Source organism: Fictibacillus sp. Mic-4 (assembly GCF_049843615.1).
Classification (GTDB): domain Bacteria; phylum Bacillota; class Bacilli; order Bacillales; family Fictibacillaceae; genus Fictibacillus_A; species Fictibacillus_A gelatini.
Genome location: NZ_JBBHZM010000062.1, coordinates 1 through 12462, shown reverse-complemented (window position 1 = coordinate 12462; position 12462 = coordinate 1). Strand labels below are relative to the sequence as shown.

Annotated in this window: 15 protein-coding genes and 1 tRNA gene; 10 read left to right on the top strand and 6 right to left on the bottom strand. The window is 41.2% G+C overall.

Annotation, left to right across the window (positions count from 1 at the left end):
• Window positions 1-269 precede the first annotated feature (269 nt).
• The gene (locus tag WD019_RS20700) at window positions 270-530 is read right to left on the bottom strand and encodes a hypothetical protein (protein ID WP_425712681.1); all 261 of its coding nucleotides are present in this window, start codon (window positions 528-530) and stop codon (window positions 270-272) included.
• Window positions 531-1037 (bottom strand): RNase A-like domain-containing lipoprotein, encoded by a 507-nt coding sequence (locus tag WD019_RS20695; RefSeq protein WP_425712680.1) that lies wholly within the window; start codon window positions 1035-1037, stop codon window positions 531-533.
• 303 nt (window positions 1038-1340) lie between these two features.
• Here WD019_RS20695 and WD019_RS20690 point away from each other — a divergent pair, with 303 nt between their 5' ends.
• From WD019_RS20690 to WD019_RS20675, 4 genes are all read left to right on the top strand, one after another.
• Window positions 1341-3188 carry an acyltransferase family protein gene (locus WD019_RS20690; RefSeq protein WP_026678670.1) on the top strand — a complete coding sequence of 616 codons (1848 nt, stop codon included), beginning with the start codon at window positions 1341-1343 and terminating at the stop codon, window positions 3186-3188.
• Window positions 3189-3498: 310 nt separating this feature from the next.
• Entirely contained in the window at window positions 3499-3717 is a 219-nt protein-coding gene (locus tag WD019_RS20685; protein WP_425712679.1) for a hypothetical protein, read from the top strand.
• A 134-nt stretch (window positions 3718-3851) separates the two neighbouring features.
• Window positions 3852-3943, top strand: a tRNA-Ser gene (locus WD019_RS20680).
• Window positions 3944-4191: 248 nt separating this feature from the next.
• Window positions 4192-5097 carry a hypothetical protein gene (locus WD019_RS20675; RefSeq protein WP_425712678.1) on the top strand — a complete coding sequence of 302 codons (906 nt, stop codon included), beginning with the start codon at window positions 4192-4194 and terminating at the stop codon, window positions 5095-5097.
• A 38-nt stretch (window positions 5098-5135) separates the two neighbouring features.
• On the opposite strand, the gene WD019_RS20670 is transcribed toward WD019_RS20675, so the two are convergent.
• Together WD019_RS20670 and WD019_RS20665 are read right to left on the bottom strand one after the other, a co-directional pair.
• A complete protein-coding gene (locus tag WD019_RS20670) occupies window positions 5136-5558 on the bottom strand; it encodes a response regulator (RefSeq protein WP_051291537.1) in 423 nt (140 codons plus the stop codon).
• A gap of 249 nt (window positions 5559-5807) precedes the next feature.
• Window positions 5808-6485, bottom strand: a complete 678-nt coding sequence (locus WD019_RS20665; RefSeq protein WP_425712677.1) for an FHA domain-containing protein — start codon at window positions 6483-6485, stop codon at window positions 5808-5810.
• A 246-nt stretch (window positions 6486-6731) separates the two neighbouring features.
• Between WD019_RS20665 and WD019_RS20660 the strand changes: the two genes are divergently transcribed.
• From WD019_RS20660 to WD019_RS20645, 4 genes are all read left to right on the top strand, one after another.
• Window positions 6732-7340, top strand: a complete 609-nt coding sequence (locus WD019_RS20660) for a hypothetical protein (protein WP_026678673.1) — start codon at window positions 6732-6734, stop codon at window positions 7338-7340.
• A 215-nt stretch (window positions 7341-7555) separates the two neighbouring features.
• The gene (locus WD019_RS20655) at window positions 7556-7699 is read left to right on the top strand and encodes a hypothetical protein (protein WP_154658012.1); all 144 of its coding nucleotides are present in this window, start codon (window positions 7556-7558) and stop codon (window positions 7697-7699) included.
• A gap of 105 nt (window positions 7700-7804) precedes the next feature.
• Window positions 7805-7963, top strand: a complete 159-nt coding sequence (locus WD019_RS20650) for a hypothetical protein (protein WP_154658013.1) — start codon at window positions 7805-7807, stop codon at window positions 7961-7963.
• Window positions 7964-8086: 123 nt separating this feature from the next.
• A complete protein-coding gene (locus WD019_RS20645; protein ID WP_425712676.1) occupies window positions 8087-9271 on the top strand; it encodes a GNAT family N-acetyltransferase in 1185 nt (394 codons plus the stop codon).
• An 87-nt stretch (window positions 9272-9358) separates the two neighbouring features.
• Here the strand turns inward: WD019_RS20645 and WD019_RS20640 are convergent, their stop codons facing one another.
• The gene (locus tag WD019_RS20640; RefSeq protein WP_425712675.1) at window positions 9359-10102 is read right to left on the bottom strand and encodes an AAA family ATPase; all 744 of its coding nucleotides are present in this window, start codon (window positions 10100-10102) and stop codon (window positions 9359-9361) included.
• 188 nt (window positions 10103-10290) lie between these two features.
• Here WD019_RS20640 and WD019_RS20635 point away from each other — a divergent pair, with 188 nt between their 5' ends.
• The gene (locus tag WD019_RS20635; RefSeq protein ID WP_026678676.1) at window positions 10291-10506 is read left to right on the top strand and encodes a hypothetical protein; all 216 of its coding nucleotides are present in this window, start codon (window positions 10291-10293) and stop codon (window positions 10504-10506) included.
• A 21-nt stretch (window positions 10507-10527) separates the two neighbouring features.
• Here WD019_RS20635 and WD019_RS20630 read toward each other — a convergent pair whose 3' ends face one another.
• Window positions 10528-11199: an N-acetylmuramoyl-L-alanine amidase gene (locus WD019_RS20630; protein WP_425712674.1), complete on the bottom strand. Its 672-nt coding sequence runs from the start codon at window positions 11197-11199 to the stop codon at window positions 10528-10530.
• Between the two features lie 180 nt (window positions 11200-11379).
• Here WD019_RS20630 and WD019_RS20625 point away from each other — a divergent pair, with 180 nt between their 5' ends.
• Window positions 11380-11943 (top strand): hypothetical protein, encoded by a 564-nt coding sequence (locus WD019_RS20625; RefSeq protein WP_425712673.1) that lies wholly within the window; start codon window positions 11380-11382, stop codon window positions 11941-11943.
• Window positions 11944-12462 lie beyond the last annotated feature (519 nt).

Here is a 12462-nt window from a genome sequence, read left to right as displayed (position 1 = left end):
CACTGTTTATTGTCCAAATGCCATGAAATAGCACTCACACTACCACACTAGAGAAGTTTGATCCTGTTTTTTGCTTCTATTTTTTTTACAGGTGAAAATTGATTCTTGAAAATAAGAACTTTCTTAGCTGAAAGGGCACTAGAAAGTTTATTACAGAATATTCCGATTATATAAACAGATATAAAAATTTGTGTTAAAAGAATTCCCTATCATTTCCTGCAATTCATAATTGTGAAGCTAAAAAAATAAAGGACGTAAACATACGCCCTTTATGTCAGCTTTTTTTCAATATGATGTAACCAGGTGATGGTTTCGTTAGCGGAAAATTGTCTATTTCCGTGTTCTTGGATCATTTTTTTCGCCACTGTTAAATCTCCATTTTTTAAGATTGTTTGTACTTCAGTGAGCAGTGACTGTCGAACCTCTTGATTTTCATTTTTTTCAAATTCCTCAATTGCTGCCCAAAACTCATCCTCCTCTAAGCCAGGCAAGCAATACGCTTCTAAAAAATACTGAAATTGTGGATACATTTATCTTCCTCGCTTTAAAAAGGGATAAGACGTAATGATTTTATATTTCAAATCACTTGAAGGGTCTTTGGCCAGAACTGTTATTGTATCATGTAACTCTTCATGAACACGAAGATCTGAGCGAAGAACGGTTTTTCCCACCGCAAAAGAGTGGTGGGTTTTCAGCACAAGGCGATCACGGTTGGATTTCTCAAGCCAATGCTCAATTTCTTGTTCATGAATATGCAGACTTTCCAGCACTGCTTTTGTCGCTGTTTTTTTGTCATAGTATGTGCTTGCGGCTGAAACATGGCTGCTCTTCACCCGCTTTTGCAGTTCGTCATTTGACTTGCCGACATGCCTCTCCAGCGTATGACCGTTTTTCGGCGGTCCTTCCATCTCATCAAGAATATTGTCACTGATTTGTCCGGTCTTAGAATTTTCATGATGATGTTGAACGGTTGGGCCACATCCAGTCAGGATGATAGCAGCAAATAGTGCGACCCAAAATAATCGAATCCACTTCATTGATGTCACCTCGTCAAACAGTATACAAGAAAGACGGATGTTTGCCAAAGAATGATCAAACAACCCGGTTCTTTTCAAAAATATTCCAGGTTGTTTTTGTTCGGAAGTCCCATCATTGAGGCAATTTTGCAGAAGTGTGTTCTTTTCTTTACAAACCTTCTCGATTTTATGCTAAATTTTATTAGGATAGTAATTACGAGATTAAAATGCATAAGGATGATGTACAAATGTGTAGCGAAGACCGTGCTACAAAAGAAATGCTCAAAAGTTTGAACGTCGTACATAAAGAGGGGGGTGCCCAGTATGCCTAAACCGACCAAGGGAAACGGCCGCTATATGGCCGGCTTGGACGGGCTGCGGGCCATTGCGGTACTTGCGGTAATTGCATACCATCTCAACTTTAGCTGGGCTCCGGGTGGCTTTTTAGGGGTTACGGTATTCTTTGTCCTGTCCGGATATCTCATTACCGATCTTCTCGTCGCTGAATGGAGCCGCACAGGAAGGCTTGATATGAAGGATTTCTGGATTCGCCGGGCGCGCCGATTGCTTCCGGCACTTCTTGTTATGCTTGTGTTGGTGGTTGCCTGGGTGACACTCTTCCATCCAACCTTGCTGCCGAAGTTAAGGGGAGATGTGGTCGCTTCGATTTTTTATGTAAGCAATTGGTGGTCCATTTTCCATCACGTCTCTTATTTTGAAAGCTTTGGGCTTCCTTCTCCGATTAACAATCTCTGGTCATTGGCGGTAGAGGAACAATTTTATCTGATATGGCCACTGATCTTGCTTTTTGGACTACGATACATACGAAGAAAGGGGAAGATCATTGGACTGACCGTCACACTTATGGCAGCTTCAGCACTTGCGATGGCTATTCTTTACGAACCGGGTGCCGATCCAAGCCGTGTCTACTATGGAACGGATACGAGAGCCTTTTCTTTGCTCATTGGTGCTTCTCTTGCTCTTGTATGGCCGAGCCGGAGCTTATCTGCTAAACTCCCTTCGGCTCACCGCCTGACCCTTGATTTGGCAGGAGCAACAGCCCTGATATGCGTAATCCTGATCATGTGGAAGACGAACCAGTACGATACGCTTCTCTATCGCGGGGGAATGGTCCACATGTCAGTCGCTGCAGCAGTGTTGGTCGCAGCACTTGCCCATCCTGCTTCCCGATTAGGAAAATGGCTTGGCTCCAAACCGCTTCGTTGGATCGGGGTACGTTCCTATGCGATCTACCTCTGGCATTACCCGGTGATTACATTAACGACACCTGCGGTTAATACGGAAGGAATAAATAGTGTTCGTGTCCTATTGCAAATTGCCGCAACTTTCATCCTTGCCGCTTTGTCGTGGACATTCATTGAAAATCCGATACGCCATGGCGCATTAAAAAGATGGTGGACGAAGATTCGTCTGCGCCAGTGGCAGTGGAACCGCATACCGAAAAGCCGCCGTGTTGCCATAGGTTGTCTGGTGCTTATTCTCGGCATTTCTTGCGTTGGCTTGATCGGTCTTGTCCCGGGCTCTCATTCGGCCGCATCTAAACTGGAACAGCCATTAGATGGAAATAATGAAAAAACGGAACGAAACAAGAAAGGTCACCATGTTGATCAGCCGAAAACAAAGAAAGGAAAACATTCTGAGCAGTCCAAGGATAAGCATTCTAAGAAAGCACCGTCTATAGATGGAAGTGATGTTACCGTAATCGGTGACTCTGTAATGGTTGATGTCGAACCTTACTTGAAAAAGCGGATCCCGGGCGTCGAGGTAAATGCCGAAATTGGCCGCCAAATGTCCGATGCCGATGACATCGTAAGAGATTTAAAATCAAATGGCGACTTAGGAAATTACATCGTTCTTGAGCTCGGCACGAACGGTCCATTTACGAAAGACCAGCTGATGGAATTGCTTCAATCCGTTGGCGAAAATAAAAAAATCGTGTTAGTGAATACGAGAGTTCCAAGACCATGGGAAAACGTAGTTAACTCCGTATTGGAGGATGTGGCATCAAGCCATCCCCGCACCGCGCTTGTAGACTGGTACGGGGCTAGCGCCGGTCATGATTCTTATTTCGCTCCTGATGGTGTCCATCTTAATCCAGAAGGGGCGAAGGCTTATGCCTCGCTTGTAAAAAAGGCAGTTGAAAAATTATAGCAATAGAAATGTTTAGCCTCTCTGTTTTAACAGATGAGGCTTTTTTCGCTTCAATAAAACCCCCCTCTTAAAGGCGTGAATAGTATAAATATAACGACATGGGTGAAAGGGGAGTGATTGTAAAATGAGAGCAGGCTGAAGAGGACATCAATAAAAATGCTGAACATGAAGACTTGAAATTAAGTCTCGAAAAGCAAATTGCCGCCGGGGTATGGATACAAGCGATGGGGCAGTTAATAGAACTCATTAATTTATCCAAATAATTGTTAATCAGCAGAAAGATGGGAAATCGCCTGGATAAAGAAAAATTGTGGAAAGTGTCTGGCTCGCAACAATCGGGAAAGTCGTAGTGGCCATCGGCGTTTCTGAACAAATTTTGACAACGGATAAAGGACTAAAGCTTCAAGGGCAACAAATCGCGGTAACGGGCGATTGGATCCAGACATTTGGCACAGCGTTAGAAGCCATAGGCGGTACTGAAGTATTAAGCGAGGAGCAAGTGCAGATCCCGACCTATTTTGTGCCGTAAACCTCGAAAATGAACTCCTATATAGACCGCCTCTTGGTGAAGGCGGTCTATAAATTGTATGAAGATTGACTAAATAACGGCAGACTCTTCACAACTTTAGACAATCGTTGTATAATAATACCTGACCTCAAAATGGAGAAGTACCCAAGTGGCTATAAGGGGACGCACTCGAAATGCGTTAGGACGGGCAACTGTCGCGTGGGTTCAAATCCCACCTTCTCCGCCATATACGATGTATTTGTCATTGGGCTATTTAGTAGACCCGATTTTTTTTATGCCTTTTTATAGAAGCAGGGGGTTTCTCTTAAAACAGTTATTCGTTTAATTGAGCAGTTTATTCGTCTAAAAATAGCATTTATTCATTCAACAAGAGGAATTATTCGTCTAAGTTCAAACTTGTTCGCTTCGATGTTTAGAATACCCGGTTTTCCGTCAAAATAAGAGAAAAACTTGCAATGACATAAGGAGAAAACGATGGAAAACGTCTGTTTATTAATTGGGAACGGGTTTACTTTGGATTTTTGCCTTCCCCATGGCCTTCATTCTTCTAAACCTCTTCGTACGTTTAATACGAGCGAAATTTCCTATACCGCCTTTCTTGATAAGCTCCCATCCATTCAACAAGAACTTTATCCATTTGCGAAAAATACTGATGACTATGATGCGATTGAGCGATTTTTGCAAAAAAACCGCGGGAATATCGAGAAGGAATGCGAGTTGCGGCGTTTTTTCGCTCTGGCCTATTCTTTATTTCAACTGACGGCGGAAAACTATAATATGAAGGGCTGGAGATGGGCCGATTGGCTTCAAAAAAACCGCGAAAAGATCATTTGCGCGGTTTCTTTTAACTATGATTGTATTTTGGAGCGTGCATTATCGCTCGCCAATATTCCATTTCACCGCGTAGGAACAACAGAACCTAGACGCGGGATTCCGATTTTAAAACCTCATGGGTCGATCGATTTTGATGTTGAAGTAAATGGCCATTCTGCGGAAAAGAGATGGGGAATTACGAAAGGGTTAAGCGACACGGACCAGCTTGAAATTGTTCCGAAGACCGATTGGATGAAGCCAAGAATGGAGGCGAACATCATCCCTCCATCCATTTATAACATTCAGCTAAAACTAAGCTGGGTTAACGCTATGTACAATATTTTCGATTACGTAACAACCAAAAGAAATGATATCGACAATTTTATCATGGTCGGCCATTCATACGCTGAAATGGACCGGCCTGAAGTGAATTTCTTTTTGGAAAGGCTGAACAAAGGGACTAACGTGTATATCATTAATCCAAATCCCAACGAAACGTTAATTGAAAAAGTACACGCTTTGCATCTGCCCCTCAAGCAGCCCAATCGGGAAGGGATGCCATGGTGAAATCCCGTTTTTTCAGTCTGTTTTTGTCAGGGGGAATTTCAACCAAAGCTTTTCCCGTTAATGTCTTTTTGTTCAAATGCTTCATATTGTGAATAATCCCCGTACGCGCGGTAAAGGTGGGCGCGAATTTTTCGCGTGACGGCTTCGAAAGAAAAAGGCTTGGCAATATAATCGGCCGCGCCGTTTTCATGAATCATCATTTCATCCAGGACGGCAAAGCGGTCACTAATAAATAAAATAGGGCAGTTGGAAACTTCGCGAATTTGGCGGCTCCAATAATAGCCGTCATATCCCGGAAGATTCACCGTCATCAACACTAAATCAGGTTGAATTGATAGAAAAGAATGAAGAATGTTATCAAAATCATCGACAACAATTGCCTCATATCCGTAGTTGTCCATATATGTGCGAAACAATTCCGCAATTTGTGGGTTCTCAACAACCATCATAATTTTGTGCATTCATTTCTACCCCTTTGAATTCCTTGAAATATGGAAAAAAATATCTGCTTTTTTCTAAAGGGTACACCAAGTTCAATCAAAATATGACTTAAGTCGGTGTATAATTTATATAAATTTTACTTGAATTCGATAGAAATAAGAAATAAAGGCGCGATGAAAGTTTAATGAGAAATCGCTGATAAGGATAAGAAGATTCGAAAAATTGTTGAGAGGGAAGCAGCCCATTCCTTCATTCGAAGGAGGAACTGCTTATATATCCAGCATATAGCCGTATCGGGGGATGGAAATGATGTGTTCTCCGTATTTCCCGAGCTTTTTTCGCAAGCGGTAGACAAGCGCGTTGATCTCGTCCTTTCCGACATCGGGCGTTGAACAGCCGGTTATAAGCCGTTCTGGCCAAATGTTGATTTTAATCTGGTCATAGCTGACGGCTTGATTGCGGTGTTCGTACAATAAAAACAATAAATCCGTATGCTTTCCGGATAAAAACACCCGGTTGCCATCCAATATAATTTGCCGTTTTTCAATATCGATAATGAGTCCGGAAGGTTTAAGTTTCGGTAAAGCAAATGGATTGGTAAATTCCATCGTCCTCTCCAATTCGCTGCTATCGACAAAATGAAGAAGGACAATGCCTTTTGCCAGCATAATTTTGTCATTATGATTTAATGGGTACGGTCGATTCTGTTCGAGCACCTGTCCGTTTAATAGTGTCCCATGTTTACTTTTTAGATCTGTCAGTGTAATTTGCCCCGCTTGAACGTTAATCGAAGCATGTTTTCTCGAGATATAGGGGCTGGAAAATGGAAGATCAGCTTCACTTGTAGAACCGGAACGGCCAATGATGGTCGGCCCGTTTGCCAATTCAATTAACTCTCCGTTTTTATACGGTTCCCCTTTATCAACTCTTAAAAAGACACCGTTCATAGATTCACCCTCTCTCCCATCAAACTCGGTGACGTTTAACGTAAACCTTCATCCATTATAACCGACTCGAACAAAAACTTCATAAAATGATGAATGGCAATTCGCCAGTGTTACAATATGAAATCAATGTTAAAAACTATTAGAATATTCAAACTTTATGTGGTATATTTTAAAAAATGGTTGAAAAAGGAGGGAAGGGAGTGCTGCAGCTTACGACGAGGTCAAGAGTAGCCGGCACCCGAATAAATGGACAATAGACAAGTTTGGTTGATTCGTCCTTATCCGCAAAACAAAAACCGAATGAAAGAATTTTTAAGAGATTCGATTGTCGCTGTAGGTTGGAAATCAACGGGTGATTTAAAAGGCGCATCTGATGATGAAATCAAAACCATCCTTTACAACGTAGATGAAGAATCGTATAACTCCATTTCCGCCCTCGCGACGTTAAAGATGATGGCAAATCGCATTAAAATAGATGATTACATTATTGCACCGGAAGATCATCAAGTGTACATCGGAGTGGTGAAAAGCGATTATTATTATTCAGAAGAGCAACAAGAATACCCGCACCAGCGCAAAGTAGAATGGATTCCAAAACCCATTTTGCGCAGCCAATTGCCTGAATCTCTTCGCCGATCGACGAAAGTCCCGAAAACTTCTGCTTGCCTCACCCAACACTTAATCACAATCGAACATCTTCTCGAATCAAATCATGTTCCGGAAACCTATCCGTATAAGATGGAAGATTTATATGAAAAATCATGTCAGGTGCTGTCCAGGCAACTCGATCATCCAGATCCGATGGTACAGCTCAAAGCAGCGCAAATCATCCTTGAAATGGCGAAAAAATCATAATGCGTAGTTGAACTCCTATATCCAGGATGAGCGGTCATTTTGGAATAGGAGTTTTGTTTGTTAGGTTAAAATCACTGATAATCATGAAAAATGTTTTAACTGGTAAGAGTAAGTTAAGCAATTGTTAGGGTAACGAATCGTGAATTTAAATAACAATTGATGCGAACAGGCAGGTTAATCAAACGTTTGTTTAACTCGGGCGGGAGGATTAGGAAATGACAAAGAAAAAGGTGGCGCACTTTATTTCTCATACGCATTGGGACTGCGAATGGTATTTGATGAAGATTTGCCGCTCTTTTGTTGAAAAAAGAGACTCGGGCTTTTGCCTATTAGATTACGAAGGCGCTATTTTGCTTTGATTATTTGATCGCAATGAGGCCAAAATTTTTTGAAGCATATACAAATTTGAGAGAAGAAATAAGCCAGTTTTACCCGTATCAATTGCTTTTATCAGCCGGGGTACGGTGGCTTCGCCTGATTTAATCAGGAAAAGCTATGATGAATGTGCCAGTCTCCGCCGCTTTCGTTTCGATTACGCCAACCAGAAAATCATCTTTTTCACAGCGGAGAAAATGGCAGACGGACGTTCATCTCTTCCAAAAGTAGATGTTGAAACGGATTGAAAAGGCAAAGCTCCTTCTTCATCGTTCGTATGTAAAGACCGGAGAACCATTTTGTCCTTATTTTTTAAAGGAAGTTGTTTAATTGTATGGAATACATATAACGAGAAGAAAGGAGAGATGACGGTGATTCGGACACTTAAACCAGGTGAATTCAATGAAGCGATTGATTTGTCTGAATATGCATTTCGGTATAAATTATCGGAAGAAAAAAGGGAAGAACGGCTTTCTAGAATGAACGCAGATGAGATTTTCGGCTATTTTAATGACGAAGGCAAGTTGATGGCGAAACTCCATTTGCTGTCATTCAAAATGTATTTAGGCGGAAACGTCATGCCCATGGGCGGGGTCGCCGGTGTTGCCACCTGGCCTGAATTCCGAAGAAGCGGACATGTTAAGGGACTGCTTTACCATGCATTAAAAGCAATGAAAGAAAATGGACAGGCGATTTCAATGCTTCATCCGTTTTCGGTGAAATTTTATCGAAAATACGGGTGGGAGTGCACATGTGATTATAAGAAGTATGAAATTAAAAAGGAACAATTTCCTCAAACAGTGACAGTAAAAGGAAAAGTGGGAAGAATAACAAAAAAAGACGTTGAAATGCTTCACGCAGTTTATGAGCAATTTGCTAAAGTGTATAACGGTTCTCTAAAAAGAAGCGATGTATGGTGGGAACGGTTAATCGATGACGAAAATATCGTTGTGTATAAAAATGAGGAGAACGAACCAACTGGATACCTCATTTATTCTATCAAAGAAAAAACATTTAAAATTGACGAATTTGTCTACCTGGATTTCATGAGTTGGAACGGTTTATGGCGTTTTATTGGCAATCATGATTCAATGATTGATCTTGTGACAATGATTGTGCCTGTTGATGATCAAACGGGCTATTATTTAAGTGATCCAAAAATTAAACAGGAACAGTATGCCTACTTTATGGGCAGAATTGTTGATGTCAAAAATGTATTAGAGCAATACCCTTTTGACTGTTCAGAAGATCGGCATTTATTTTTACATGTGCATGACGAGTTTGCAGAATGGAATGCAGGAACGTATTTAGTAAGCGTGAAAGAAGGAAGAAAAGAAATTACTTCATTCAATAAGCAAAAGGAGCAAGCTTTCTGCACTCATCCTCCAAAAAAAGGGGTTCTCTGTGATATCCAAAGTTTAACAGCTGTTTTGTTCAACTACAAAAAGCCATCGGAACTTTATCGGTTTGGGAGAATTAGCGGGAATGAGCAGGATATTGAACATTTTGAAAAAATGATTCCTGACTACACCCCGTTTATCTACGACTTTTTTTAAGAGGAGTCAGTAATCCCCTTTTCTCACGAGAAAAAAGGGGACTACTTATTTTTGCTTGCACAACGAAGGAGGATACAATGACTCTATTTATTCATTTAGCAAATGATGCAACAGCCGTTCCTTGTTTTCGAAAAACTGTTTCATTATCGAATAATGATTCGTTTCCTCTAATGAGGTTTCCTGGATTCCTTTTTCCGTCAGCTCAAAAATCGTCGCATTCGGGTAAGCCATGAGGATCGGGGAGTGGGTAGCGATAATGAACTGTGAATTGCGTTTGACCAGATCATGAATTTTCGCAAGCATCGATAATTGCCTTAATGGGGATAACGCTGCTTCCGGCTCGTCCAAAATGTAAATCCCGTTTCCTCTAAAACGATTCGAAAATGTCGCGAAAAATGCTTCTCCATGGGACTGTTCATGAAGGGAGACACCGCCGAAGGATTCAATTACACGATTACCAGCGAACGGCTCGCTGTCCATTTCTTCAATATTCGTTGCCACATTGTAAAACGTTTCCGCACGTAAAAAGAAGCCATCCTTTGGCCTGTCAACTCCCCTGACCAACCTGACATACCGTTCAAGTTCGGAATGGGAGTCACGAGTGGAAAAGTTGAAATTGAACGTGCCGCCTTCCGGATTAAACCCGATGGCGATGGCAATTGCTTCGAGCAACGTAGACTTTCCCATCCCATTTTCCCCGATCAAATAAGTGACGTCCGGGTGGAAGTTTAATTCCGTTAATGATTTAACGGCGGGCAAATGAAATGGGTATCGTTTGAAAGAAGGGATGTCATTTCGCTTTACTTCCAGTTTCCTTAAATAATGGCTCATCTGTATACCCTCGATTCCAGTTAGTATATCCATTTTATCAAAAAAAGAAATAGTAGGCTTACTTTATCGTTTGATATTTCTGCAAAATATCATCGATCTATCATCGGTTAATCATGATTCGCCCATTTTCTTTATTTGAGGGACAGGTAGAATATGCAATGGAATCGATCGTTTCGGAGGTGAGTCAGATGATAAAAGTTAAAACGACAGTAAAGATTAATAGGGCATCCGGCGATCAACCGATGGTGATCAATAATGTATTGTCTTTTGATGATGAAAAAGACTTCGGGAAATGGCTTGAGGCGCGGAAAAAATGGCGCGAGCTAGGAGGAGAAAATAACTCATTCGAAATTTTAGAAGGTGCGGAATCCATAAAAACCATTCAATGGCTTGATAAAAAATAAAAAGCGCCAACTAAGCGCTTTTTAAACTTTTTCTATTATAATGTGATCCGCTTGATTAAGATGCTCGTCAATGGCATTTAATATACTTCGCTTTTCCGAATAAGCACCGACTTGAACTCCGTCAACAACCACCCTGTACAAGGTAACCTTCTTCTTCAAATCCAATGCGGCAGCCAGGCCATTGACGTGACCGCGGGCTATTTTTTCCCTGAATGCGCCCGTTTTCAACTTAGCCGCGTCTTCCGCGTTATCGATAAAACCATTTTCCGATAAGAATGCAGGCATTTGGGATTCCCGCAAGACGTGGAAGTCGGCTTTTTTCATTCCTCGATCAAACCAGTCGGTCGCTTTTATAATTTCTGCATGCATCTGGCTGCGGTAAACAGCTGTTTTCGAAGAATCGGGCAGGCTGTTGTGGATATAGTCTTCATAACCCGTCCCGCCGCCATAATTGATATGAACGGCGACGAAAAAGTCCGCGCCCCATGCATTTGCCATATTGGTTCGTTGATCCAATGATACATAAATGTCGGTTGCCCTACTTAATTTCACGACGACACCTTCATATTCGTCTAAAAGAATTCGTCTCATTCGAAGGGCAATATCGAGTGTCAGGTCTTTTTCCTGTAATCCGTTCCCGATAGCGCCGGAATCTTTTCCGCCATGCCCGGGATCAATAAAGATTTTTGGCATTTGAACACCCCCTTGCTATTAATCTATTCATTCCAATAGAAAAGGGTAGGGCGTTTTTAGTAGATGATGAAGTAAGCGAAAATTTAATTTCGTAAAATTATACATAAATGAAAATAGGGGTTCCTTTTGGTTTTATAATGATGGACGATTTAGATTTTCGATAAATGGAGGGAGCCCCCTTTGAGGAAACAGGCGATAAACTTATTTCCAAAGGAACCATGGATACGAAATAAAAAAGAACAGAACAGAATGATATGGACGACCGGATTGATCGTTCTTTTTCTTCTAATGATGCTCTTTTTCATTATTCCACACTTTTTCCCGGCGGCCACTTATCATAGTAGAGCATTTAAAGGGTTTTTCAAAAATTTTGGTTCACTGGCGCGAATTTTAGTCTTTTTTGTTTTTGCTCATTATGTACTGTCCTTTATTTTACGGAAGAAATATGTTGATCGGTGGATAGCGAAACTGAAACCGGTTGTCATTACGTTCTCCCGATGGGCACGTCAATGGCACGTACCTGCGGCCATCACGGTTTTCGGGCTAGTGGTTATACATGCCGTCTGTGCGTTTCTTTATGGCTGGAGGTGGGATTGGTCGAACATGACCGGATTATTGGCCCTCTTATGTTTAGTGCCGATTGCGGTAACGGGTTTCATGCGGTACAAAAAATTAGACCGCAAGTGGCACTTTCGATTAGGAATAGGATTTGCCGTTTTATTTATTTTGCACGCATTTTTATGAAAATATGATGGGACTACAAATGAAGGTAGTCCTTTTAATTTTTCAAGAAAACCGAAATTTAGTGACATTAGGATGGGTTAATTTTGACTTTTTGCCGCATTATAATCGTTGGGACAAGAACATTAAAAACTGTATTCTCGAATTTTCAAGGAAAAAATACAAAAGATAAACGCATGCAACGATGGAGATGAGATCATTTTTAAGTGGAGGTACGCTCGAGTTGATTGGTGAGATTCTAATGATTGAGAGCGGGACGGTTAAGGTTTAATTAAGGTTAAAAGCTCAGTTGAACTTTTTTCAAAAAAGGTATTGACCCTTTGATTGTTACATGATATATTAATAAACGTCGCTGCTACGATAAGCAGTTGTCAAAAAAACTTCAAAAAAAGATGTTGACACTAAGGAAACAAAGTGTTAAGATATAAAAGTCGCCAAAACGAGCGACGGAACAAAAAAACATCTTTAAATGTTCTTTGAAAACTAAACAAAAGCCAGGTAAGTCAGGGATAAACCATCCCT

Coding starts and splice junctions, on each gene's coding strand:
- WD019_RS20695 (WP_425712680.1), bottom strand. CDS start 1,037: ATGAAGTGGATTCGATTATTTTGGGTCGCACTATTTGCTGCTATCATC.
- WD019_RS20655 (WP_154658012.1), top strand. CDS start 7,556: ATGACAAAGAAAAAGGTGGCGCACTTTATTTCTCATACGCATTGGGAC.
- WD019_RS20670 (WP_051291537.1), bottom strand. CDS start 5,558: ATGCACAAAATTATGATGGTTGTTGAGAACCCACAAATTGCGGAATTG.
- WD019_RS20665 (WP_425712677.1), bottom strand. CDS start 6,485: ATGAACGGTGTCTTTTTAAGAGTTGATAAAGGGGAACCGTATAAAAAC.
- WD019_RS20690 (WP_026678670.1), top strand. CDS start 1,341: ATGCCTAAACCGACCAAGGGAAACGGCCGCTATATGGCCGGCTTGGAC.
- WD019_RS20640 (WP_425712675.1), bottom strand. CDS start 10,102: ATGAGCCATTATTTAAGGAAACTGGAAGTAAAGCGAAATGACATCCCT.
- WD019_RS20675 (WP_425712678.1), top strand. CDS start 4,192: ATGGAAAACGTCTGTTTATTAATTGGGAACGGGTTTACTTTGGATTTT.
- WD019_RS20630 (WP_425712674.1), bottom strand. CDS start 11,199: ATGCCAAAAATCTTTATTGATCCCGGGCATGGCGGAAAAGATTCCGGC.
- WD019_RS20635 (WP_026678676.1), top strand. CDS start 10,291: ATGATAAAAGTTAAAACGACAGTAAAGATTAATAGGGCATCCGGCGAT.
- WD019_RS20660 (WP_026678673.1), top strand. CDS start 6,732: ATGGACAATAGACAAGTTTGGTTGATTCGTCCTTATCCGCAAAACAAA.
- WD019_RS20700 (WP_425712681.1), bottom strand. CDS start 530: ATGTATCCACAATTTCAGTATTTTTTAGAAGCGTATTGCTTGCCTGGC.